The sequence below is a fragment of the Arthrobacter sp. NPDC089319 genome (assembly GCF_040684925.1).
Lineage (GTDB): Bacteria > Actinomycetota > Actinomycetes > Actinomycetales > Micrococcaceae > Crystallibacter.
Genome location: NZ_JBFBGZ010000003.1, coordinates 88,369 through 109,328, shown reverse-complemented (window position 1 = coordinate 109,328; position 20,960 = coordinate 88,369). Strand labels below are relative to the sequence as shown.

The 20,960-nt window shown below is 65.4% G+C and carries 23 protein-coding genes and 1 riboswitch; of the genes, 9 read left to right on the top strand and 14 right to left on the bottom strand.

What is annotated here, in order from left to right; all coding sequences use genetic code 11:
* Positions 1 to 26: 26 nt before the first annotated feature.
* The 7 genes from AB0N75_RS05600 to AB0N75_RS05570 all read right to left on the bottom strand — a co-directional run bounded on the left by AB0N75_RS05600 (position 27) and on the right by AB0N75_RS05570 (position 7,458).
* Positions 27 to 911: a squalene/phytoene synthase family protein gene (locus AB0N75_RS05600; protein WP_364646342.1), complete on the bottom strand. Its 885-nt coding sequence runs from the start codon at positions 909 to 911 to the stop codon at positions 27 to 29.
* Positions 912 to 915: 4 nt separating this feature from the next.
* Positions 916 to 2,007, bottom strand: coding sequence for a polyprenyl synthetase family protein (locus AB0N75_RS05595; protein ID WP_364646339.1), 1,092 nt, complete (start codon positions 2,005 to 2,007; stop codon positions 916 to 918).
* Entirely contained in the window at positions 2,004 to 2,552 is a 549-nt protein-coding gene (locus AB0N75_RS05590; RefSeq protein WP_364646336.1) for a MarR family transcriptional regulator, read from the bottom strand. The genes AB0N75_RS05595 and AB0N75_RS05590 overlap by 4 nt, the downstream gene beginning before the upstream one ends.
* A gap of 302 nt (positions 2,553 to 2,854) precedes the next feature.
* Positions 2,855 to 3,445: an HNH endonuclease gene (locus AB0N75_RS05585; RefSeq protein WP_364646333.1), complete on the bottom strand. Its 591-nt coding sequence runs from the start codon at positions 3,443 to 3,445 to the stop codon at positions 2,855 to 2,857.
* Between the two features lie 596 nt (positions 3,446 to 4,041).
* Complete coding sequence (locus AB0N75_RS05580; RefSeq protein WP_364646330.1) at positions 4,042 to 5,742, bottom strand: DUF2306 domain-containing protein; 1,701 nt, start codon at positions 5,740 to 5,742, stop codon at positions 4,042 to 4,044.
* 523 nt (positions 5,743 to 6,265) lie between these two features.
* On the bottom strand, positions 6,266 to 6,886 hold the full coding sequence (locus AB0N75_RS05575; RefSeq protein WP_364646327.1) for a phosphoribosylanthranilate isomerase: 621 nt from the start codon (positions 6,884 to 6,886) through the stop codon (positions 6,266 to 6,268).
* Positions 6,886 to 7,458: an XRE family transcriptional regulator gene (locus AB0N75_RS05570; RefSeq protein ID WP_364646324.1), complete on the bottom strand. Its 573-nt coding sequence runs from the start codon at positions 7,456 to 7,458 to the stop codon at positions 6,886 to 6,888. The genes AB0N75_RS05575 and AB0N75_RS05570 overlap by 1 nt, the downstream gene beginning before the upstream one ends.
* A 75-nt stretch (positions 7,459 to 7,533) precedes the next feature.
* Here AB0N75_RS05570 and AB0N75_RS05565 point away from each other — a divergent pair, with 75 nt between their 5' ends.
* Together AB0N75_RS05565 and AB0N75_RS05560 are read left to right on the top strand one after the other, a co-directional pair.
* The gene (locus AB0N75_RS05565; protein WP_364646322.1) at positions 7,534 to 8,517 is read left to right on the top strand and encodes an NAD(P)/FAD-dependent oxidoreductase; all 984 of its coding nucleotides are present in this window, start codon (positions 7,534 to 7,536) and stop codon (positions 8,515 to 8,517) included.
* Positions 8,514 to 9,164, top strand: coding sequence for a class I SAM-dependent methyltransferase (locus AB0N75_RS05560; RefSeq protein ID WP_364646319.1), 651 nt, complete (start codon positions 8,514 to 8,516; stop codon positions 9,162 to 9,164). The genes AB0N75_RS05565 and AB0N75_RS05560 overlap by 4 nt, the downstream gene beginning before the upstream one ends.
* Positions 9,165 to 9,353: 189 nt before the next feature.
* Here the strand turns inward: AB0N75_RS05560 and AB0N75_RS05555 are convergent, their stop codons facing one another.
* Positions 9,354 to 10,151 (bottom strand): DUF4190 domain-containing protein, encoded by a 798-nt coding sequence (locus tag AB0N75_RS05555; RefSeq protein ID WP_364646317.1) that lies wholly within the window; start codon positions 10,149 to 10,151, stop codon positions 9,354 to 9,356.
* 258 nt (positions 10,152 to 10,409) lie between these two features.
* On the opposite strand from AB0N75_RS05555, the gene AB0N75_RS05550 reads away from it, so the two are divergent.
* Complete coding sequence (locus AB0N75_RS05550) at positions 10,410 to 11,228, top strand: CPBP family intramembrane glutamic endopeptidase (RefSeq protein ID WP_364646314.1); 819 nt, start codon at positions 10,410 to 10,412, stop codon at positions 11,226 to 11,228.
* Between the two features lie 191 nt (positions 11,229 to 11,419).
* On the opposite strand, the gene AB0N75_RS05545 is transcribed toward AB0N75_RS05550, so the two are convergent.
* Positions 11,420 to 11,641 carry a hypothetical protein gene (locus AB0N75_RS05545; protein ID WP_364646311.1) on the bottom strand — a complete coding sequence of 74 codons (222 nt, stop codon included), beginning with the start codon at positions 11,639 to 11,641 and terminating at the stop codon, positions 11,420 to 11,422.
* 192 nt (positions 11,642 to 11,833) lie between these two features.
* The gene (locus tag AB0N75_RS05540; RefSeq protein ID WP_364646308.1) at positions 11,834 to 12,577 is read right to left on the bottom strand and encodes a GAF and ANTAR domain-containing protein; all 744 of its coding nucleotides are present in this window, start codon (positions 12,575 to 12,577) and stop codon (positions 11,834 to 11,836) included.
* Positions 12,578 to 12,756: 179 nt separating this feature from the next.
* Between AB0N75_RS05540 and AB0N75_RS05535 the strand changes: the two genes are divergently transcribed.
* The 6 genes from AB0N75_RS05535 to AB0N75_RS05510 all read left to right on the top strand — a co-directional run bounded on the left by AB0N75_RS05535 (position 12,757) and on the right by AB0N75_RS05510 (position 17,017).
* Positions 12,757 to 13,677 (top strand): DMT family transporter, encoded by a 921-nt coding sequence (locus AB0N75_RS05535; RefSeq protein WP_364646306.1) that lies wholly within the window; start codon positions 12,757 to 12,759, stop codon positions 13,675 to 13,677.
* A 146-nt stretch (positions 13,678 to 13,823) separates the two neighbouring features.
* The gene (locus AB0N75_RS05530) at positions 13,824 to 15,179 is read left to right on the top strand and encodes a protein kinase (protein WP_364646303.1); all 1,356 of its coding nucleotides are present in this window, start codon (positions 13,824 to 13,826) and stop codon (positions 15,177 to 15,179) included.
* A 51-nt stretch (positions 15,180 to 15,230) separates the two neighbouring features.
* A complete protein-coding gene (locus AB0N75_RS05525; RefSeq protein WP_364646300.1) occupies positions 15,231 to 15,500 on the top strand; it encodes a type II toxin-antitoxin system prevent-host-death family antitoxin in 270 nt (89 codons plus the stop codon).
* Positions 15,497 to 15,922: a type II toxin-antitoxin system VapC family toxin gene (locus tag AB0N75_RS05520; protein WP_364646297.1), complete on the top strand. Its 426-nt coding sequence runs from the start codon at positions 15,497 to 15,499 to the stop codon at positions 15,920 to 15,922. The genes AB0N75_RS05525 and AB0N75_RS05520 overlap by 4 nt, the downstream gene beginning before the upstream one ends.
* 74 nt (positions 15,923 to 15,996) lie before the next feature.
* Positions 15,997 to 16,386 (top strand): VOC family protein, encoded by a 390-nt coding sequence (locus AB0N75_RS05515; protein WP_364646294.1) that lies wholly within the window; start codon positions 15,997 to 15,999, stop codon positions 16,384 to 16,386.
* 115 nt (positions 16,387 to 16,501) lie between these two features.
* A riboswitch (SAM riboswitch) is annotated at positions 16,502 to 16,632 on the top strand.
* Positions 16,633 to 16,660: 28 nt separating this feature from the next.
* Complete coding sequence (locus AB0N75_RS05510) at positions 16,661 to 17,017, top strand: hypothetical protein (protein WP_364646291.1); 357 nt, start codon at positions 16,661 to 16,663, stop codon at positions 17,015 to 17,017.
* Between the two features lie 68 nt (positions 17,018 to 17,085).
* On the opposite strand, the gene AB0N75_RS05505 is transcribed toward AB0N75_RS05510, so the two are convergent.
* From AB0N75_RS05505 to AB0N75_RS05490, 4 genes are read right to left on the bottom strand one after another with little or no spacing between them, the layout of a single operon-like run.
* Positions 17,086 to 17,880: a glycosyltransferase gene (locus AB0N75_RS05505; RefSeq protein ID WP_364646289.1), complete on the bottom strand. Its 795-nt coding sequence runs from the start codon at positions 17,878 to 17,880 to the stop codon at positions 17,086 to 17,088.
* Positions 17,877 to 19,286, bottom strand: coding sequence for a bifunctional PIG-L family deacetylase/class I SAM-dependent methyltransferase (locus AB0N75_RS05500; protein WP_364646286.1), 1,410 nt, complete (start codon positions 19,284 to 19,286; stop codon positions 17,877 to 17,879). The genes AB0N75_RS05505 and AB0N75_RS05500 overlap by 4 nt, the downstream gene beginning before the upstream one ends.
* Complete coding sequence (locus AB0N75_RS05495; protein WP_364646284.1) at positions 19,283 to 20,314, bottom strand: acyl-CoA dehydrogenase; 1,032 nt, start codon at positions 20,312 to 20,314, stop codon at positions 19,283 to 19,285. Before AB0N75_RS05495 ends, AB0N75_RS05500 begins: the two co-directional genes overlap by 4 nt.
* Before the next feature lie 14 nt (positions 20,315 to 20,328).
* Entirely contained in the window at positions 20,329 to 20,889 is a 561-nt protein-coding gene (locus AB0N75_RS05490; protein ID WP_364646281.1) for a DNA starvation/stationary phase protection protein, read from the bottom strand.
* Positions 20,890 to 20,960: the final 71 nt, after the last annotated feature.

Sequence of the window (20,960 nt, the reverse complement as noted above, 5' to 3'; positions counted from 1 at the left end):
CCGGTGCTTGAAAGAGGTCAGGCTCATCAGGCGGCGCTCCTTCCGCGCAGCCGCTGCCGGGCCAGGACCCGCAACGCGATCGCTGCCTTCTGCGGCGTGCCCACCCGGACCCGGCGGGACAGCAACTCGTCCGCGGGAATCCGCTCCAGGCGGTTCAGCAGCGCGTTGAACAAGCCATGGGCCAGTTCCACGGCGCTGCAGGCACCTGGTGGGAGCAGTGGAATGCCCTGCCGGGCCGCGTCCAGATCCTCGCGGATCTCGGCCACCAGCTTCAGCTTCAGCGCCTCGTCGAAGCTGCCGGCGTCCGCCCGCGGGAAATAGCTGCGGCCCAGTTCCACGTTGTCCGCCGCCAGGTCGCGCAGGAAGTTCACCTTCTGGAACGCCGCCCCCAGCCGGCGGGCGGCGGCGGCGAGCTCCTCGTCGTGGCCGGGAACCGCCCCAGGCATCGACTGGAACACCCGCAAGCACATCAGTCCCACCACCTCGGCAGAGCCGTAGATGTACTCCTCCAGCGAATCGTCGGTATGTTCGGCCACCGTGATGTCGGCGCGCATGGAGGCGAAGAACGGACGGGTCAGGTCCGTGCCGATGCCGCTCCGGCGGGCGGTTCCAGCGAACGCGTGCACCACCATGTTGGTGCTGTAACCGGAGAGCATGGCGGTTTCGGTTTCCCGCTCCAGCCGGTCCAACTGGTCCCGGACGGCCACGGCGTCCAGGCCGGCCGCGGCAGCGGCGCCGTCCACCGCCTCGTCGGCCACCCGCACTAAGGCATAGATGTTGGCGATATCCCGGCGCCCTTCCGGGCCCAGCAGCCTGCAGGCCAGGCCGAAGGAGGTGGAATAGGCGGAAATCACCACACCGGCGCTGCGGCCTGCAGCGTCGGTATAGCGGAGCAACGGGTTCAGTTCCATGGCTCTAGTTCCCCCTGGTCAGCACGTGCAGACAGACCGCTTCGAGGTCGGCCCGGGCAGCGGAGTGCAGCGGTAGCTTGCGGGATTCCTGCATTGCGTCATCCACCAGGCTGCGGGCAAGGTCCTGGGCGCGGGCATCGGCGCCGCAGTCCATCAGCGCGGACCGCACCTGGTCTGCTTCCGCTTCTCCCCTGCGGAAGGCGGCCAACAGGTCATCGAACCCGTCGGCCTCCGCGGCAAAGGCGGTCAGCACGGTGCGCTTGCCCTCGCGCAGATCGGACTCGGCCGACTTGCCCGTGGTGCCGGGCTCGCCGAAAGTTCCCAGCACGTCGTCCACGATTTGATAGGCGACGCCGATGCGGCGGCCGATCGCTGCCAGCGCCTCGGCCTGGCCCGGATCGACTCCAGCCAGCAAGGCCCCCGCCTTCAGCGGGGCCTCAAAGGAGTAGCCGGCGGTCTTCAGGCTCTCCATGTCGAGAACGTCCTGCAGGTCGGGCCGGTGGGTGGAGGCGGACAACAGCACGTCCTCCAGTTCGCCGGCCGCGGACGCGAAGACGGCGTCGTGCACGGTGTCGGTCAATGCCTCGGCCTGCGGCAGGCCGGCGGCGGCCCGGCCGGCCAGCCGCAGCGCCCCGGCGAGCAGCAGGTCGCCGGCGATGATCGACGCCGAATGTCCGAAGTGCTCGGCATCCGCCGTGGACAGACCTTGGTCGGAGGCGTGGTCCCGGTAGTGGGCGCCGATAGTGGGCTGCCCGCGTCGGACGAAGTCGCGGTCGATCGCATCGTCGTGAACCACCAAGGCGGTGTGGAGGAGCTCGAACGCAGCCGCCATCTTGGCGCAGCGTCCGAATTCCCCGGCATCAAAGGCGGTGTAGGCCAGATGCACCATCCTGGGGCGCAGCCGCTTTCCGCCGATCAGCGCAGACCCAATGTGGTCCCACATCAGCGGGAAGGACCGCGAGATCGTGCCGGCCTGGGCGCGGTTTCTGTCCACAAAGTCCAGCAGTTCCGCCTCGACCAGCGAGCTGAACCGTGTCCAGCTTCCATTGTTCGACGACGGCGGGGCAGGCTTCCACGTGGTGGCGTTGACGGTCATGTCGGGCCCTTCCCGGTCAGTTGGGAGACGACGGGTTGTTCCCCCGCCAGTTCTACAATGTGCTGCTCCATCGCCTGGATGACCCCGCCCAGGTAGGCGACCACCGCCTCCTGCTGGTCGGGCTGCATGTCCCGGACCAGCTGGTCCGTCTGCTGGATCATCGGCATTAGTTTGGCCATCGCGAAGTCGGCCGCATGGGCTGTCGGCTCCACCATGGTGCTCCGGCGATCCAACGGATGCGGCACCCGGCGCGCGTGGTCCGCCCGCACCAAACGGTCCACCACCGTGGTGGCCGCAGCCGTGGTGATGTGCAGGGCATCCGCCAGTTGCGACGGCGTCATGGGCCCCTTCGCCATCAGATGCTGCATCGCCTGGAAGTCGGTCTCGTTCGTTCCCATCACGCGACGCATCTGGTACTCGACCATGTCGTTGAGCACCAGCACCCTCCGCATCATCACTGACGCGGCGTGCATTTCCGGCCGTATCGGCTCTTCACCTTCGCCCAAAACCACAACCCAACTGATCATCAGAAAGTTTAGATACATGATGGTCTAAATAAGTTCGTTTGTCGAGGTCTGAGAGCCGTCCGCCTGCAGATCCGCCACCGGCCTTTTTGAACGGCCGGCGCACTCCAACCCTGGCCCTGTTGGACCCGCACCTGATGGCACGACGTGCGTATTTGCAACAGCGCGACACCAACGTCATTCGAACTGTGATTCGTCTATCACCGGCCCGTGTGCTCTGAGAAGTCGTACTCGCCTGGGCCTGGCCTAAAGCCGCCGACGGAACACTTCACCCGATTGGGGCCTAGACCGTCGCAATCCTGCAGGCGAGAAGGAGCATGAACTCAGGCTGCCAAAAACTTGTGGAAGGAAATCTCCAGCAAATCACGCCGGGGACGTTCCGCCAATCGCTTTGGCACTTTCATGAGCTTCTGCCCATGCCGTTCCTTCAGCCCATGTTGAAGCATCGGGCCATCAATTTCCGACAGCAGATCCGGACGAATATGAACCGTCAGGTCTGGACTAATTCCCAAAATATGAGCATCAAAAGCGGCATGGTGAATCTTGCAAAGAGCAAGGCCGTTGACTACCGAGGCGACTCCACGCTCGTCGGAGTCGGGCACAATATGTGCCGCATCGAGGAGAACACCGTGCCCGAGATTGCACACGGCGCAACGAGTTTCATAGGCATGTAGGACGGTCGACCGGAACACTGGTTGGTGCAGGCGCCGCTTCGTCTCCACGCGGACATATCGACGGATGGCCTCCTCCATAACGCTTTCCTCATTGACGACTGCATTCTCGACATTGGGAGCAATCGCGAACTGATGCAACTTCGGTTCTTCCCACAGCACATAGATGGGATAGACGACCTGGAAAACGGCCGGACCTAAACCGACACCTACGAACCACAGGAGGGGCAACTTGTTCTCCATAGCCACACGAAGCGACCTGTTATCCCAAGAGTGAGTCAGTACCCTGCCACTTATACCTCAGTACGCCATCGGCCCCCATGGCGTCTTCGTACGGCCGCTTCTGACCAGGACGCCGATAAACCGTCTGAATCGAAAGGGCGGCTTGGAAGGCCTTAGGTTTGTGGATTCCGTTTTGCGTTGGTTGGAGCCGGAACCTCTCCCCGTCGAATCTGAAATCCAATATTTCTTCGCGAGTTAGCCATTCTGAACCATCGTTAGTTCTCGCGGCCAGCCACTGCATCGCCTCGAGGCGAACACGTCGCTCAATGTCCTGACCGTCCGCTTGCACAACTTCATCACGCATGACTGCTCGAAATTCCTGCCCATGCCGAAGCAGCTACCACACCAAAGCTCATGCGACTCCCTATTCGCTAACCGCCCTTATACGGCCAGGATTTCACAGTTTGAATGTGAAACCAGGCATTTCCACGTTGCCAATAGCCCATCGCCCGGCAACGGTCGTCCTTTCCCAGGACTTACGTTGGCTGCAGGCGACGGACGTGCCGATTATTACGGCCAGCTCAGCGCGGCAGGATCACCTTTTAGGGGTGAATTCTCTATTGCATCAGGGGAATTCGCAGGACGACGTTGCCGGCTTTGCGGCCGGTGTCCGCGAATCGGTGGGCTTGGGCGATGTCGTCGAGGTTGTAGGTTCTGTCGACAACTGGGCGGTACTGGCCGGATTCTGCGAGGTAGACGAGGTACCTGAGGTCGTCGACGGAGGGTTTGCTGGTGACGACGACTTGTTTCCCGCTTTTCCGGGTGCGGCTCGATGACTTCAGTATTGCTTTGAGGTCGGCGATGACCAGCAATAGGCATCCGCCTGGGTTAAGGGATAGTTCGACGCGTTCGAAGGGAGCGTTGCCGACACAGTCCATGATGACGTCGTACGTTTTGCCCTCAGCGGTGAAGTCGATCTGGTTGTAGTCGATGACCCGGTCTGCGCCGAGCGAGGCGACGAGCTCGGAATTGGCTGCGCTACTGACGCCGGTGACGTGAGCGCCGAGTTGTTTGGCGAGCTGTACGGCAGCAGTTCCGACAGCACCGGAAGCTCCGTTGATGAGGACGGTGTCCCCCGGACTAATGTCGGCCCGGTTGAGGAAGCTCCGCGCGGTGAGTCCGCCGAAGACCAGGGTTACGGCTTCTTCGAAGCCCAGGTTGCGGGGTTTGACGGTGATCAGGCCGTCCGCGGGCAGGCACGCATACTCGGCATGGCCGCCGAACTTGGCGCCCAGCATCCCGACCACCTCATCACCGGGTTGAAACTTTGTCACGTCAGAGCCGACATCCTCCACGACCCCCGCAATGTCCATGCCGAGGACTTTGTTGCGTGGCCGGAAGAGACCGAGGCCTTTGGCTGCCAGCAGTCCGAGCCCCTTGGGAACGTCGCGGCCCCGGGAACGGTAGTCGGCGGCGCTCACCGTGCTCGCGTGGACTTTGACGAGCACATCCCGTGGACCGTGCGAGGGCTTCGGGACCTCGACCACGCTGACCACTTCGGGTGGGCCGAACTTCCGGTAGACCGCGGCCCTCATTGGGAAGCTCCGGCCGCGAGTGCTGTGGACTTGCCGGACAGGCCGCGAGTGGGTGGACCGGTGGACGCGCCGGCGGATGAAGTATTCGGCGACGGCCAGGTTGAGCAGCCAGGCCGCGCCGAGAAGCACCGCCCGGCTCAGTTCGTTGGTCGGGCCGACCAAGAGCATCCACGGGATGGACACCAAAGCCTGGGTTCCGGCGGCGATGCCGATAGCGTAGCCGCGGGCCATCCAGGCGCCATGGCTGACGAAGTCCCGGCGCTTGATCGCGAGGACGCCCAGCACGATGCTCGCCGCCATGGCCGTGCCGAAGACCAACCGCAGGACCAGCAGGATGACGCCGTCGTCCGGCGGGAGATCGTAGAAGACCGCCATCCACAGTCCGGAAAGAGCCGAGAGCAGCCCGGCCGGGATGAGGATGACGCCGGCAATCCGGTGCCAACTGCGGCTGCCGCGATTGCCGCGCCGGAGCGAGGGAACGAACTGGAAGGCCCCGACCAGGCTGTAGATAATCACGGCGGGGATGTGGATCAGCACCGGGACCGGCGAGTCGAAGAAGCGCTCGTTGGCCGGGGTGACCGCGGCGCCGCTCGCCAGCTCGGCCAGCCGGAGCGATCCGAAGATCACCGGGATGATGCTGATGAAAATCAAGCCGGCGGGCACCAGCCAGCCGGTCCGAGCGCGCTTGCCGGCCGTGGCCGCGCCGATGGTTTCTGTGATCATGACTTGATCCTTGAGTCGTGAGGTGTACGACGTACACCTTGGTGATTCCCAAAATAGGTGTACGACGTACACTTGTCAAGAGGGTGCCAGTCCTCGGTGGAGGTGGTTCGGATCGTCCGAGAGGCGGAAGAGGGCGCGCCGGGCGCCGCTGAACAGAGAGCGGGTGCTGAGCGCCGCCGTCGTGCTCGCCGATAAAGCCGGCGTCGAATCGCTCAGCAGGCGCAAATTGGCCCTGGAACTGGGGCGTAGTGCACCGTCCGTGGGTCCACCAGGTGCTGGGGTCGCGGGCCAGCAAGGCGCCGGTAGTCCTTGACTACCTGGGCTCAGTGATCGGGAGGCTTCAGGCCGGCGGGTTCTCGGTGGACCTCACGCATCAGGTGATGCACCCGCTGGGGGCCGTCTGTGGGGCTTCACCTAAGAGCTGTTCGACGATTCGAGAAGCGCCCCGGTGGACGTGCCGCCGGACAGATGCTCCGGATGAGGGGATGGACGTCGACCCGGCGCTGAGGCACGGGCCGGAGGCTCACTGCATTTTGGCGGCGTGCACGAAAGCGCGGATCAGCCCGATGTCCTTGACACCGCGGCTGGATTCAACGCCGCTGGAAACATCCACGCCGTGCGGCCGGAGCGTGGCAATCAGCGTGCCGACGTTCGACGGGGTCAGCCCTCCGGCCAGCAGCCAGAATCCGCGCGGCGGTTGAGCCTGGATGGCGCTCGCGTCGAAGGTTACCCCAGCACCGGGCTCAACTGCGTCGAGCAGGATCCGCCCGGCTTCCCAGTCCGCCTTGTCATCCGCCGGAAGCGTGTTGTAAGCGTCGGCGGAGAAGGCGCGCAGCGTGCGGAACCCGGCGTCCTCGAGCAGCCGGACGTCGCCGCGCGTTTCGTCACCGTGCAGCTGGACGGTGGTCACCGCCGCGGCACGGGCGGTGGCGATAACCTCGCCGATGGGCTGGTTGCGGAACACGCCGACGGTTTCGACATCCGCCGGCACGGCTTCGCCGAGCGCACGGGCCGCCGCGGCAGTGACGGTGCGCGGGCCACCCGGCGCGAAGACGAAGCCGATGGCGTCTGCGCCGGCGTCAACGGCGGCCGCGACCGTTTCGGGGGTCCGCAGTCCGCAGATCTTGACGTAGGTTTCAGCCATTATTCCTGCCCCTCTGTGCCGTGTGTGTAAGTATGCATCTGCTCGCCGTCGGGACCGAAAATGCTGAGGATTTCGACGCGTTTGCCGTCGGCGGATCCCATGCTGTGCGGCACCCGGGTGTCGAATTCGGCGGCCTCGCCGGGTTCCAGCACCAGATCCTTCTCCCCCAGCATCAGCCGCAGCCGCCCGGACAAAACGTAGAGCCAGTCGTAGCCGTCGTGCGTCCGCTGGGCGGGCATGGTTTTTCGCGCGGGGTAGGTCATCTTGAACGTGCGGGTCGGCGAACCGGGCGGGGACAGGCGGACAATCTGCACGCCGTGGCGCATGGACTGTGTGGGCTTGATCCGCGGGTCCGGCACTTCTGCCGGAATCAGGTCATCGATGGTGATGCGCAATTCGCGGGTGAGCGGCAGCAGGATCTCCAGGCTGGCCTGCCGCTTACCGCTTTCCAGCCGCGAGAGCGTGGACACGGACATCCCGGTGCGGGTTGCCAGGTCCTCCAGCGTGCGGTCTTGCTTAATTCGGGCGGCACGCAGCCGCGGACCGATCTGTTCCAGCACCGAGTCCTTCATGTGTCCACCCTGTCCAACTTGCTGTTTCTGCAAAGATAGTTGCAATACTAGCAGCCACTCGGACACCCTTGAAACATGGAAAACAACGAATGGGATGTCATTATCGTCGGCGGCGGCGCGGCCGGGCTGAGCGCGGCCCTCATGCTAGGCCGGGCGCTGCGCCGGGTCCTGGTGCTGGACGGCGGCAGCCCGCGCAACCGCTTCGCCAGCCACATGCACGGGGTGCTGGGCAACGAGGGCGCCGACCCGCTGGAATTTCTTAGCCGCGGCCGCCAGGAAGTGGCGGGCTACGGCGTCGAGGTGCGCACCGCCGTCGTGAAGCGGGTGGTGGAGACGGCGACGGGACTCGAGGTGGAGACGGACGACGGCGGCCGGCTCGCCGCCCGCCGTCTGATCGCCGCATCAGGTGTGCGGGACGATCTGCCGGAGATCCCCGGACTGGCGCAGCGCTGGGGCCGGGATGTGCTGCACTGCCCGTACTGCCACGGGTGGGAGGTCCGCGGTAAGCGGCTGGCCGTGCTGGCCACCTCCCCGATGGGGATCCACCAGGCGCAGCTGATCCGCCAGTGGAGCGATGACCTGGTTTTCTTTACCGCGTTGGCCGGACCGGTGGACAGCGCAATTTCCGCCCAGCTCGCGGCGCGGAACGTGATCAGCGACCCGAGACCGGTGACGGAGCTGGTGGTCAACGACGATGTGCTGACCGGAGTCCGCGTCGAGGGCGGGGAGGTGGTGGACGTGGAAGCGGTCTTCACCGCCGCCGCGCTGATCCCGCAGGACGGCTACCTCTCCGCACTGGAACTGGAGCGCGAGGACTCGGTCTTCGGCAGCTTCCTCAAGGTCGACCCAACCGGCTGCACCAGCCATCCTAGGATCTGGGCGGTGGGAAATATCACGGCACCGGCAGCCAATGTGCCGATCAGCATCGGCGCCGGCGCCATGGCCGGCGGGATGATCAACGCAGATCTGGTGACCGAGGACTTCACCCTGGCCGCGGCCGCCGCCGCAGCGTCACCGGTACCAACCTCCGCCGCGGCGGAAGAAAAGAAGGCATCATGACCGGTCACTTCTCCCCCGTCCACGCGGCAGACGCCCGCGCGTTTTGGGACGCCCGCTACGGCGAGCGCCCGCGCATCTGGAGCAAAGCGGCCAACCAGGTCCTGGCGGACACGGCACCCGAACTCTCGCCGGGACGCGCCCTGGACCTGGGCTGCGGCGAGGGCGGCGACTCGGTGTGGTTGGCCGAGTGCGGCTGGCGGGTCACCGGCGTGGACGTTTCGTCCACCGCCTTAAAACGTGCCCGCGAGCTGTCCGAGTCCCGCGGCCTGGACGAAGAACAGGTCAGCTGGCAGCAGGTGGATCTGGCGGAGGACTTCCCCGCCGGCGAATTCGACCTGGTCTCGGCATGCTTCCTGGCCTCCCCCATCCACCTTCCCCGCGCGGACATCCTGCAGCGGGCGGCGTCGGCCGTGGCGCCGGGCGGAACCCTGCTGGTGGTCTCCCACGCCGCTGCTCCCCCGTGGGCCGGGCACGCGGGCGGCCACCGGCACCTCTTCCCGACGCCGGACGAGGAGCTCGCCGCACTGAACCTGCAGGACGCCCTCTGGGAGATCCGCTGCGCCGAAGTCAGGAGCCGCGAGGCGACGGGCCCGGACGGTGAACGCGGCCTGCTGGAGGACGCCGTGGTGATCGCCCGACGACGCTGAGCCGCGTCCAAACGTGCAGGGCATCCGCCGTTGCACCGGCGTCTTAGAACCATTTCGGTCCCGGGAAGACGATTTGTCGAGGACTAGCGAGCGCTCACTCTCTCGCAGCGCCTCGCGGTTCCACCGACAATGCCGAACGCCGGTCCCGCGCTAACCGGGACCGGCGTTCCGACTGAGTGGGCCAAGCAGTTACTTTACGGCCCAGTAGACGCGTGAGTCGTTGTCGAAGGAGATGGTGGGCTCCACGAACAGCTTCGCATCCTTGACGGCTTCGGCCGGCACGTCCAGGCACAGCTGGTACTCACCGACGCCACCATTCTCGAGGGTGGGCACAGTCAACGCCTCTTTCTCGAGCGAGGCCATGCAAGTGCTGGAGCCGTACTGGCGGGCATCGCCGCCGACCAGCTTGACCGACAGGTCGATCCACGGATCGCCTTCCTCTGATCCGACGTACTCGGTCACCAAATCAATGAGGACGTACTGTCCTTCCGGGTCCTGGTTAAACTGGTTCACCGCCAGAATGTCTTTGGTCGCGTCAAGGTTCACAGCCTTGACCGTGACGTTGTACTCGTCGCCGATGGCAGCGCCCTCGCCCAGCGCCAAGGTAGTGGCCTCGGCCACCTCGGCCTGCTCGCCGTCGTCGACCGCAACGACGCCGTCCGCGGCGTCCTCAATGGAATTTGCAACGCTGTCGATGATTGAAGCGTAGAAAATCTGCGAGACGATCACGCCGATGATCGAGACGACGGAAATAATGAGCGCCGCGATCGACATGCCCTTGGATCTGGACTTCCGCTTGACGGTAATGACCGTGGCCGCGATGGCGAAGCCCAGGGCAATGAACCCCAGCCCGAAGACGAGGTTGTTGACGAACGGAACCCAGCAAAGCAGCAACGAGACGATCGCCAGCACCAGCGCCGTGATCGCCAGGCCCTTGCCGGCATTGAGGTTCTCCTGCGGTGCAGGCGCTCCCGGGAAGGGAGGCATTACGGATGTATTCGGATTAATCGCCATGGACTTTCCCCAACATAATAGTTTTTGCGTTTCTCTTCAGCCCGTGCGGTGCGGTTTTCCGGGCATGCGACAGAAACTATCGGCTGGGTCGGACAATTCGTTCGGAAAATAAAAGCAGCTGCGGTGATGAGTGCGGCGGAGGGCTTGCCGGCGGCTTCTCGGCGTCGGTCTAGAACCCCGCCGAGCTCTGGACGGTTTCCCGCCCGAGGATTGCGCTGAGATGCTGGTTGTGTGACAACCATCTCGACCGAACCACCCCGCACTGCGCTCAGTTGGAAACTGGTGCCGGCGGTACTGCTCTCGGCGTCCGGAATACTGCTTTTTGGTATGGAAAATGACCCCGCTGGCTACAGCGTGCTCGCTCTTAGCCTGGGCACTGCCGCTATCGTCGACGCTCAGTTATTGCGGGACCTGGCGCTGATCGCGGCCGGAATAATCATCGTCAGCCTGGTCCCGCTGAACGCCGATCTGAGTATCTCGCACATGGCCCTCATGGGCGGTGCCCTCACCTTGGCCGTGCTGGTGCCTTGGCTGGTGTCGAAGTACGTCTACCGCGAGAACATCATCAAATTTCCAGTCAACACAGGGCGCAAGTGGCCGTTGACAGCGAAACTGTACCTTATCGGCGTCGTCGCGCTGGGTTACTTCATTCTGCCGGTCTACTTGATCAGCACGGGGGTCTACCAAAACTGGCCGGACGCCTCCGACCCGACAATTTTCTGGCGGCTCTTTCTCGGCGTGAATGCTGTTGGCATCTGGGACGAATTGTTCTTTATCTGCACCACGTTCACGCTGCTGCGTCGGCACTTTCCCGATTGGCTGGCCAACATACTGCAGGCAGTGGTGTTCTCGTCGTTCCTGTGGGAGATCGGGTACCAAGCCTGGGGACCGCTGCTGACTTTCCCGTTCGCGCTGCTGCAGGGCTACACCTTCAAGCTGACGAAGTCGTTCACCTATGTGGTGTCGGTGCACCTGATCTTCGACTTCGTGTTGTTCCTTGCGCTGGTCCACGCGCACAACCCCGATTGGCTGCCGATCTTCCTGTACTGAGTCGGCGGGCGCTGCGCGGAGTGGACGCCAGCAAGGCGATCGCCGTACTGCTGGCGAGGATGGGCGGACTGAAGCACGCAGCGTGCGCGACGCGGCCGAGCGGTTGAACCTGCTGTTCAGGCCGGCCTGGGTGGAGGACTAGGCGTAGGGGGGAGCGCCTAGTCCTCCGGTACCGTCAGCACTATGCGCCGTTAGCTGGCGGCTTCGCGGGTTTCAAGCTCGCGGGCGATGGCATAGTACTGGACCAGCGCGTCACGGACCGGATGCTTGCGGTCCAACTGTCGGAAATACCGGCTGCTGAGCGCCAGAAGCTCGTCTACGGGTAAGTCGGACAAGCTGGGCGGGAAGCTTCCCTGGCCGGAAGTGGATTGGTCGGCAACGGCGTGGCCGGACTCGGCGAATGCTGTGCTCATGTCGCCACCTCCGACATGCGTTGACCGAGGCGCAGGTCGAGGCATTGGGGAGAAAGCGGATTGGCCTTGATGTGCAGTTGGTTCTTCATGAACGTTTCTTTCCAGACGAGTGTTCTATGGCCAACTGCTTAGCCACGTTCCACGCTACAGCACCACTCCCCTGTGTCAATGCGAGCGTCCCGGCAGTGCTGTTTAACGGTCGAAATGGGCACCCTCGGTAGATGGGTCGGCAGAGGTTACTAGGTCTGCCGCCAAGTCCCGCAGCTTCATATTGCGGCTGCTGGAGGCGGACCTGAGCAGGTCGAACGCTTCGTCCTGGCTGCACCGGTTCTGCCCCATGATGATGCCAATGGCCAGGGCGACCGTTGTCCTAGAATCCAGCGCCGCCTCGAGGTTTGCTTCAGCGTCGCGGTGGCGGGCCAAGCGGATCGCCAGGGACAGCGCTCTGGAAGCTTGGCGGGCGTATTGTTGGGCTGACTCGATAGCTTCCTCGTCGAACCGGTGGGATTCATTCGAGTACAGGTTGAGGGCTGCGGAGTCGCCGGAGTCGATGGGAATCGGGACGCCCAGGATGGATCGGATGCCCTCCTCGATGACGCGCGGCCGGTACTCCGGCCACCGGGCGTCTTCGTGCACGTCAGCCACGTGCACCAGGTCCCCCTCCCGTGCCGCCCTCAGGCAGGGACCGTCGTCGTAGTCATACTGGATTTCGTCCACGCGCTGGGCACGGTCGCTGCTGCTGGCCACTGTGGCCGCCTTCTTGTGGCGCAGCAGCGTGATGCCGCAGAGAAGTTCCTCGTCCGGGTGCGAAAGGTTGTGGACTGCCAGGCGCAACAAAGCATGGAGGAAAACCTCGATGTCAGTGTTGTCGACGGCCGCGTCGTGGAGAAATTCCTCCACCGTCAATTTGGAAGCATCTTGATTTTCGCCCGGCATGGCGCTTTCCCTTTCCCCGTTCTGCTTGACTTAATTTAACCCAAGTCGGGCGGCCCGCGCATCATTGTCCCGCCGTAATCCGCACCACGCTCCGGATCAAAGGCAGGCCACGGGTGCCCGGCGCCACCATTGGCGCTAGTGTTTGTCGGAAACCCGCCAGGCCAAGCAGGAGGAGGAGCATGCGCGCCTATCTCCTGCTGATGCTTGTGGTCGTCTTCTACGCCGGCAACATTCTCACGGGCAAAGCGCTGAGTGACCTGCCGCCGCTAACCATCGCCTTCGGCCGCATTGCAGTCGCGTTCTTGGTGCTCCTTCCCATCGGCTACCGCAGTGCCTGGCGTTCCCGGCACCTGTTTGTGCGGCATTGGAAACCACTCCTGCTGATGACCGTTACCGGCATCGCGGGGTTCAACACCCTGATCTACTCGGCGCTGCAGTTCACCTCGGCCACCAACGTGTCAGTACTGGAGGCGTCCATTCCGGCCGTCACGGTGCTGCTGAGTTTCTGGCTGTTGCGCGAACGGCTCCGGCCGCTGCAGTGGCTCGGCATTCTGCTCTCACTCTGCGGAGCGTTGTGGGTGGTGACCAACGGCCAGCTGCTGCGCCTTGCGGAGATGTCCTGGAACATCGGCGACGCGCTCATGGCGGTCGGCACGGTCTTTTGGGCGGTCTACTCAATGGCCGTGAAGCGGTACCTGCACCTGTTCCCCGCCCACGGCGCGGTGCTGGTCATGACCGGCCTGTCCGTCCTGTGCCTGTTACCGCTGGTGATCGGCGAATGGACGATCGTGGGCATTCCCCCGATCAGCGGCGGGCAGTGGTCGGGCCTGTTGTACCTGGGCATTTTCCCCTCGGTGATTGCCCTGCTCCTCTACAACCGGGCCGTGGCCACGCTCGGCGCTTCCCAAGCGTCCGTGTTCCTGAATTTCGTGCCGGTGTTCACCATGTTCGGCGCATACGTCCTGCTGGACGAGGCGGTCAGCCTGATGCAGGTCCTTGGCGCCATGGCGGTGATTCTGGGAGTCTTCTTCACCACCCGGAGCAGTCAGGCGTCCGCCCGCAACAAGGAACGGTTCGTGGTGGCCGCGGACGAGACATAACGATTCAGCAATCCGACGCGTTTTGGTCAGGTCCGGGATCCCGTGCCCGTACGATTAGTAAGGGTGCTGTCAAAGTGGCGGCCCGGAGCTGCCTTGTGGCGGTCAGAAAGCAGGAGACGTTGGCGCCTCATCTAGATCGATCCGGCATGCTGCTAGATGGGCGGTACCGGCTGATGAACCTGATCGGTACCGGAGCGAACGCCAAGGTGTACCGGGCGGAAGATCAAGTCCTGGGCCGGGAAGTGGCCGTCAAGGTCATTCAGCGGCCCTCGATGAACGAGGAGGAGTTCCACCACGATGACGCGGAGATCAAGCTCCTGGCCCGGCTGAACCACGGCAACCTGGTGACCCTGCTGGACGCGGGCATCGACCGGATCGAAGCCGGACATCCGCAGATCTATCTGGTCATGGAAATGATCGAGGGCGCGGACCTCAAAGCTCGCCTGACGCAGGGGCCCATGCCGCCGCGGCATGTTGCGCAAATTGGCCATGATCTGGCCGAGGGTCTGGCCTACATCCACAACAACTCCGTGGTCCACCGGGACGTTAAACCCGGGAACATCATGCTGTTCAATTACGACGACGATGGGTCGCGTCTGCGCGCCAAACTCGCCGACTTCGGCGTCGCCGTCGTGATCTCAGAAGATGCCCATGTCTCTGGGATCTATGGCACTGCCGGCTACCTGAGCCCGGAGCAGGCCAAGAGTGAACCCATTGGGCCGGCCAGCGACATCTATTCGCTGGGCTTGGTGCTGCTGGAATGCCTGACCGGCCAGACCGCGTTCTCCGGGCCGCCGCTGGAGTCTGCCGTTGCGCGATTGCTGCGCGATCCGGTGATCCCGTCCAGTCTGGGATCGGAGTGGGTGCAACTGCTGACCGCGATGACCGCGCGCCAGCCAGAGGAACGGCCTACCGGGCGCGACGTGGCACTGGCGCTGGCGGACATGATGATGTCCTTCCGCGGCCGCCGCAGAGTGGATGCCTCGGTCATTCCCGTCGATGAGCCGTTGCGAATGGAAGAAGTCAAGCGCTACGACATCCTGGACACCCCGCCGGATGGCAGCTTCGACCGCATCACGGCGCTGGCGTCCCGCCTGTTCGCGGCCCCCATCGCCATTGTCAGCGTGGTGGACCACGACCGGATTTGGTTCAAGTCGCACCACGGGCTGGATGTCGAGCAGATCGACCGGGAGCCGGGGCTCTGCGCGTCGGCCATCCTGCAGAACGGGCCGTGGATCGTCAACGACGCGCCCGCGGATCCCCGGGCGTTGACCAACTCGCTGGTCGCCAGCGACTTCGGGCTGAAGTTCTACGCCGGCGTCCCGTTGAAGACCCGGGACGGCTACAACCTGGGCACGTTGTGCGTCCTTGACTTCGAGCCGCGCGACTTCAGCGCCGAGGACACACAGACGCTGGAGGACCTGGCCGCAGTGGTGATGGACAGCCTTGAACTGCGCTTGGAAAGCCGTCGGCAACTGTTGGAAGAGCCGATGGCTGTCTAGTCGCCCCATCGCGCGGTTGCTACACTTGCTACAGGCGATTCGGAGGCTTCCATGACCACCATTCCCCACCGCCAGTTGCGCAACGAGAGCAGCAAAATCTTGGAGCGCGTCAAGAATGGCGAAACCATCGACGTCACCAACAATGGCGAAGTCTCCGCGACCTTGATACCGCCGGCGTCCTCCCCGTTTGAGCGTCTGCTTCGCTCAGGCGCAGTAAGGCAGCAGTCCCCTGCCGGGCCAGTAGACTTCACACAGCTGGAACGGGTTCAGGCCGATGTTAGCACCGAAGAGCTACTGGACGATCTGCGCGGTGATCGGTGACCATCTACCTCGACACCTCCGCGGTCTTGAAGCTGGTCATCGATGGGGCCGAATCTACCGAACTGGCCGGTACGCTCACCCGGTTCAGCGCGGATGGCGGAATATTGACGGCGTCCATGCTCCTCTATACGGAACTACATTGTGCTGCGCGGCGGCGGGTCGGCGCAGCCGTTGCTGCCCGAACCATCAATGCCGTGCTTGCCGGCATCAACCTGGTTGACCTCTCCCGCGAGGATCTCATGTTCGCCGCCGCGCTGCCCGGGCGCCTCCGGTCAGCCGATGCGATTCATCTGGCCACAGCTATCCGGCTCCGTGCCGACACCTTCGTGGCCTACGGCGTGGAATTGATCGCCGCCGCAGAGGACGCCGGGCTCTCCGTCCTGTCACCGGGGAGGGCAGACAGTCAGGGCGATCTGCGGTAGCGTCCCACCATCACGGTTAACCGCCCCGCGAGCGGCGCCGGCTAACGACCGGAAGGGCACCCATGCTGCGAGGAATGAGCACGGTCAGCTACTGGACCTCGGACCTGCCGGCAGCGGTGGAGTGGTATTCGGATCTCCTCGATACGAAGCCGTATTTCGAGCGGCCAGGCTATGCCGAGTTCCGGGTCGGCGACTACCAGCATGAGCTCGGCCTGATCGACACCCGGCACGCTCCGGCGGGACACGCCATTGATCCGGGCGGCGCCATTCTTTACTGGCAGGTGGACGATGTGGAGTCCGTGCGCCGTCGGCTGCTGGAAAAGGGCGCGACGGAACTGGAACCGCTCATTGAGCGCGGCCATGGCTTCATCACGGCCTCGGTAGTCGATCCGTTCGGCAACGTACTGGGCATCATGCAGAACCCGCACTATTTGGAAATCCTGCGCTCCCGTCCGGGATCCTGAGGCCGCCGGGACAGCTGCCGGCGCCGCGGCAGCTGTCGGCGCCGCGGCAGCTGTCGGCGCCGCCGCTAGCCATGCCGCGCCATTTTGTCAGAGGCGGCCACTAAGCTGAAACCAGCTTCACGAGTTGCGCGCCGCCCTCCGGCAAGGAGGGCAATGCTCCGACATGGCCGCACACCAACCCCAACCTCACGGGTGGTTCGGATGACGAAGCGGCCCGTCTCCAACCGGAGCAGGCAAGAGCGTCCGCCGTGGCGGACCGTTGAAAGGAACCGGCATGCCCAGCTACGCAAACCGCGCCGACGATGAGCCCCAGACCAAGACGGAACCGTGCTCGAAGTTCGGCCCGGGACACCAAGTCCATTGGATCCAGGCCCGGAAAGCACTCCACGACGACGTTGGTGTTCCGGTGACCGTTCAGTTGGAGGCAGAAGGAAGAGTCCGTCTGGACGACGCAGTCCAGCAGCGGCGCTACTGGCACCATGACACGGCGAGCATCGCCGAGGCCTTGGCCCTCCCCTGCGGCGACATCATCTGGTACGCGCGGTTTCGCGTGCTGACGATCGAGACGATCGTGGACCAACGCTTGTTCAACCTAGGGCCGGGTGACAAGGCAGTCGAGTGCAAGGCTTAGCCCGGACACGTCGTCGCTAAGGGGTTGGACTGACGCCGCTTCCGCAGCTGTTAATTGCGGAAGCGGCGTCAGCTGCCGGCCGCTTCCAGGCTGGCAAGATAGCCGGCGAAACCGCCCGGGGTCCGGCCCCGCAGCCGGCCTGAGGTGGTGACCTGCAGGTGCGCCGCGGGCAGCACCAGGCCGCCGAGCGCACGGATGGCCTCTACCAGCCGGACGTCCTCATGTTCTGCCAGCGGAGGGAAGCCGCCGGCCGCCAGGTACATGGACGCCCGGACGCCGAGGTTGGCGCCGTGCACCCTGGTACTCGGTTCTTGCCCTGTGTAGTTGTCCCGCCAGGCCCGCAGCAGCCCGGGCGCCAGGGAAGCGGTCTCGGGTTCCACCGTCCCCGCCACCGCGTCCGCTCCGGCGTTGGCCAGCAGCGCAAAGGACGTCAGCCAGTCTTCCGGCACCAAGGTGTCCGCGTCGGTGCAGGCCAGCCAGGTCTGCTCGGCCGCGGTGGTGCGGCCATCCGCTTCCAGCGCGGCGGAGACTCCGGCCGCCCGCGCGGCACCGACGGAGCCGAAGTCGCCCGCCAGCACGGTGATCCGGCCGTCCGCGCGGGCCGCGTGCCGGGCTATCTTGGCCGACTGGTCGGTACACCGGTCCAGCACCACCATCAGGCTCACGCCGCAGTTCGGCTGCCCGGCCCGGAGCACGTCCATGGCCCGCCGCAGCCGGCGCAGGCACTTTCCCAGCAGCTGCTCCTCGTTGTGCACCGGAACAACGACGGCGATGCGCCGCAACGCGGGTGCCGCAACCACTTCCCCGGCGGCAGTGTCTGCCAGCGTTACTTGGGTGGGGCCGGCCGCCGGCGCGGCGGTCACTCCGGGCGCTCCGGCGCTTGGAGCACTTCCAGCAGGAAGTCCCGTTCGCGGTGGAGGGCTACTACATCCCAGCCGGTGGCTTCCTTCGCGATCGCGTGGACTTGTTCGCCGTCCAGTTCCCAGCCGTCGATCGGATGCAGCCAATGGCACAGCAGCAGGTGGCCTCCGGGGTTCAGGGTTTCCTGCACCTTTCGGAGCAGCTCCCGCAGTTCCCGACCCGTCAGAAAATAGCCGATTTCGGAGATGGCCACCAGGTCCAGGCTGTCAGCGGAGGTTGGCCAGCCGGCGGGAAGCTGTGCCTGCACTAGCTCCACGTTGTTAACGTCAGCCAGCCGGCGGCGTGCCTGTTCCAGGGCCACGCCGCTGGCGTCCACCGCCGTCAGCCGGTCGCAGCGGCCGGCGAGCTCGGCGGTCAGCACGCCGATGGAGCAGCCGACCTCCAGCGCGTTGCCGTACCGTTCGGCCGGGAGCGCGGCCAGGGTGACGGCCCGCTTGCGGCGTTCGTACCAGCTGGACAGGTAGTTCCACGGGTCAGGATCGCTGCGGTACAGCCGGTCGAAGATGTGCTCGGCGTGTTCCGAGCCGGCCGGACCGGCCGGGGTCCACTCGAAGACTTCGATGCCGCGGTCAAAGTGTTCCTGGAACGTCTCGCTGAGCAGCACCTCGTCGCCGGCCGCCGGGGACAACGGCCGTGTCTGCGACACGTGGGCGGCCATGGCCAGTCGTTTGGCCGCCGCGTCCTGTGCCGACAGTTGCACGGCCCGCCAATCCGCCCAGCGCGGGTCCACATCAGGGTCGGCCCAGTGCCAGTACCAGATGGGGAACTCCAGCAGGTCCGCTCGGTGGGCTGTGGCCGACCGGGCCGCCGCATGGCCCACCGCTTCATGGTCCGGGTGACCGTCCTGCCGGTAGGGCGCCGCCACCAGCGCGTGCGCGTGGCCGTCCAGGGTTTTGGCGAAGGCGGCGTCCAAGGTGTCGGTGTGCTGGCTGACCTTCCCGTCGGGGATGCCCAGGAATGTCCATTCCAGCCGGCCCGCACTGGCACCGTGGTCCGGCTCGGCCGCGGCCCGGGCCTGGGCCTGGGCGGAGGTTTCCAGGGCCTGCATCGCGGCACGGAATTCCGCCAGCCGCAGCCGGCGCAGGTCGGCGGCAGAGTAGGTGGGCGATTCCGGATGGGAGGCCTCGCCGGCGGTGCAGAGCAGCACGGTGACGTCCGCACCCCGGACCAGTGCGGAGTGGATCAGCCCTGCGGCGCCGAGCGATTCGTCATCGGGGTGTGCCGCGGCCACCACCAGCCGCCAGCCGCGGCCCGGGACCACACCCGCCTCCAGCACAGGCAACCGTTCGATGCCCGCCGCTTGCCAATCGCCTTCGGTGGTTCCGGCGTCGACGTGGGAAAAGCTCACCACTCCGACTCCCCCTGTTCCATCATGATGGCGCCGAGCGCCGCGTCATCCCGGGCGGCATGGTGTTGGCGGATGTAGACGCTGAGGTCGGCCGCCCGCCGGGCGTGCTGCTCGTCCCACACCATCGGTGCAGGGCCGAGCGCGTGGCCGCAGATCTCCAGCATCCGTGAGCAGACCGCCGCGATCTGGCCGCGGACGCGGTGGGCCTGGACCGCACCGGCGGCGCCGTCGTCCACTGCGCCGGCCGCCGCGGCCAGCACATCGGCACCGGCCGCCAGCAGGCGGTCCGCTTCGCCCAGCCAGGCCAAGGCCAATTGGTCCGGGGTGCGAGAGGTGGCCGCTGCCCGGAGCGTGCGGAAGAGCCCCACAGCCCCGCCGAACCAGCAGGCGGCGACGCCGATCCCGCCCCAGGCAAAACCCGGGCGGTGCAGGTACCAGTCGGTTCCACCGACCGGGGTGCCAGCTGCCTGCTGGAAGGACACCGGGCCGCTGGGAACGGCGGCCAGGCCGCGGCTGATCCACTCGGCGAGCTCCACGGTGACCGCCGGCTGCGTCAGGTCCACGGCGAATGCCCGGCGCCCGCCCTCTACGTGCGCCGTGACCACCGCGTGGTCCAGCTGCGCTGCCAAGGAGCACCACGGCTTGGTGCCCGACAAAAGCCAGGCACCGCCGTCGTTATTGGGTTTGGCGTCCAACCGGGTGCCCGACGATTCCGCTGCAAACACGCCCCACGTTGTTCCCGCGGGGAGCTCCACCCCGGCCTGGGCCAGGATTGCGGCCGCGTCCAGGTGCGGCTCCACGGCACGGGCGGCGGTCAGGTCCTCGGCGGCCAGCGCGGCGAGGAACTCCCACAGGGCCAGGGTGTTTCCGGAGCCGGGCACGGGCGTCCGGGCCGGCGCGGCACGGAGGATCGGGAGCAGCGGCAGCGGATCGCCCGCGCACCGGGAAGCTTCTGCCAACAAGGGCCCGGCAGCGCCCCACTCGAGGCGGGGCTGCTGCCGGACCCTGAAGGCGCTGTTTTCTTTCACAGCGGGCGGCCGGGTTACTTGGTCTTCTTGGCCGCGCCCTTTTCGGTCTTCTCGCCGCCGCTGGCCAGTTCGCCGGCGCTGTTCTCCAGATGCGCGCGCATGAACCACTGGAAGAGTTCCAGCTCGGCGGTCTGGCCGATCAGCAGGTCCTCGGTGATCGGGTCGATCTCGCCGACGGTCTCGATGGCCTCGCGGTGCGCACCGACCACCCCGTTGTAGACCACGTCCAGCGCGGCGAGATGCTCGGCGGTGCCGGCACGGTGAATGTCATAGTCGTCCCAGCTGCGTTCCTTGACCAGGGCGCCGGGCAGCCCGTTCGGCGAGACGCCCAAGGTGGCAATGCGCTCGGCGACGGCGTCGATCATGGCGCGGACCTTCTCGATCTGCGGATCGAGCATTTCGTGGACCCCGATGAAGTCCCGGCCCACCACATTCCAGTGGGCGTGCTTGAGGGTCAGCTGCAGGTCATTAAGGGCGTGGAGCCGCTGCTGCAGGATCTTCGCGACCTTTCGGCCGTCTTCCAGCTTGAGGCCGGGAACTGTGTAGCTTGCCTTGGATGGGTTCGTTTCCGCCATGAGAAACCTCCTTGCTCGGCGATGCCGCTTGTCGGCATCCTGCTGTTTTCCAACCTAGCGGCCAACTGTAC

Coding starts and splice junctions, on each gene's coding strand:
- AB0N75_RS05600 (WP_364646342.1), bottom strand. CDS start 911: ATGGAACTGAACCCGTTGCTCCGCTATACCGACGCTGCAGGCCGCAGC.
- AB0N75_RS05595 (WP_364646339.1), bottom strand. CDS start 2,007: ATGACCGTCAACGCCACCACGTGGAAGCCTGCCCCGCCGTCGTCGAAC.
- AB0N75_RS05590 (WP_364646336.1), bottom strand. CDS start 2,552: ATGTATCTAAACTTTCTGATGATCAGTTGGGTTGTGGTTTTGGGCGAA.
- AB0N75_RS05585 (WP_364646333.1), bottom strand. CDS start 3,445: ATGGAGAACAAGTTGCCCCTCCTGTGGTTCGTAGGTGTCGGTTTAGGT.
- AB0N75_RS05580 (WP_364646330.1), bottom strand. CDS start 5,742: ATGATCACAGAAACCATCGGCGCGGCCACGGCCGGCAAGCGCGCTCGG.
- AB0N75_RS05575 (WP_364646327.1), bottom strand. CDS start 6,886: ATGGCTGAAACCTACGTCAAGATCTGCGGACTGCGGACCCCCGAAACG.
- AB0N75_RS05570 (WP_364646324.1), bottom strand. CDS start 7,458: ATGAAGGACTCGGTGCTGGAACAGATCGGTCCGCGGCTGCGTGCCGCC.
- AB0N75_RS05565 (WP_364646322.1), top strand. CDS start 7,534: ATGGAAAACAACGAATGGGATGTCATTATCGTCGGCGGCGGCGCGGCC.
- AB0N75_RS05560 (WP_364646319.1), top strand. CDS start 8,514: ATGACCGGTCACTTCTCCCCCGTCCACGCGGCAGACGCCCGCGCGTTT.
- AB0N75_RS05555 (WP_364646317.1), bottom strand. CDS start 10,151: ATGCCTCCCTTCCCGGGAGCGCCTGCACCGCAGGAGAACCTCAATGCC.
- AB0N75_RS05545 (WP_364646311.1), bottom strand. CDS start 11,641: ATGAGCACAGCATTCGCCGAGTCCGGCCACGCCGTTGCCGACCAATCC.
- AB0N75_RS05540 (WP_364646308.1), bottom strand. CDS start 12,577: ATGCCGGGCGAAAATCAAGATGCTTCCAAATTGACGGTGGAGGAATTT.
- AB0N75_RS05535 (WP_364646306.1), top strand. CDS start 12,757: ATGCGCGCCTATCTCCTGCTGATGCTTGTGGTCGTCTTCTACGCCGGC.
- AB0N75_RS05530 (WP_364646303.1), top strand. CDS start 13,824: ATGCTGCTAGATGGGCGGTACCGGCTGATGAACCTGATCGGTACCGGA.
- AB0N75_RS05525 (WP_364646300.1), top strand. CDS start 15,231: ATGACCACCATTCCCCACCGCCAGTTGCGCAACGAGAGCAGCAAAATC.
- AB0N75_RS05515 (WP_364646294.1), top strand. CDS start 15,997: ATGAGCACGGTCAGCTACTGGACCTCGGACCTGCCGGCAGCGGTGGAG.
- AB0N75_RS05510 (WP_364646291.1), top strand. CDS start 16,661: ATGCCCAGCTACGCAAACCGCGCCGACGATGAGCCCCAGACCAAGACG.
- AB0N75_RS05490 (WP_364646281.1), bottom strand. CDS start 20,889: ATGGCGGAAACGAACCCATCCAAGGCAAGCTACACAGTTCCCGGCCTC.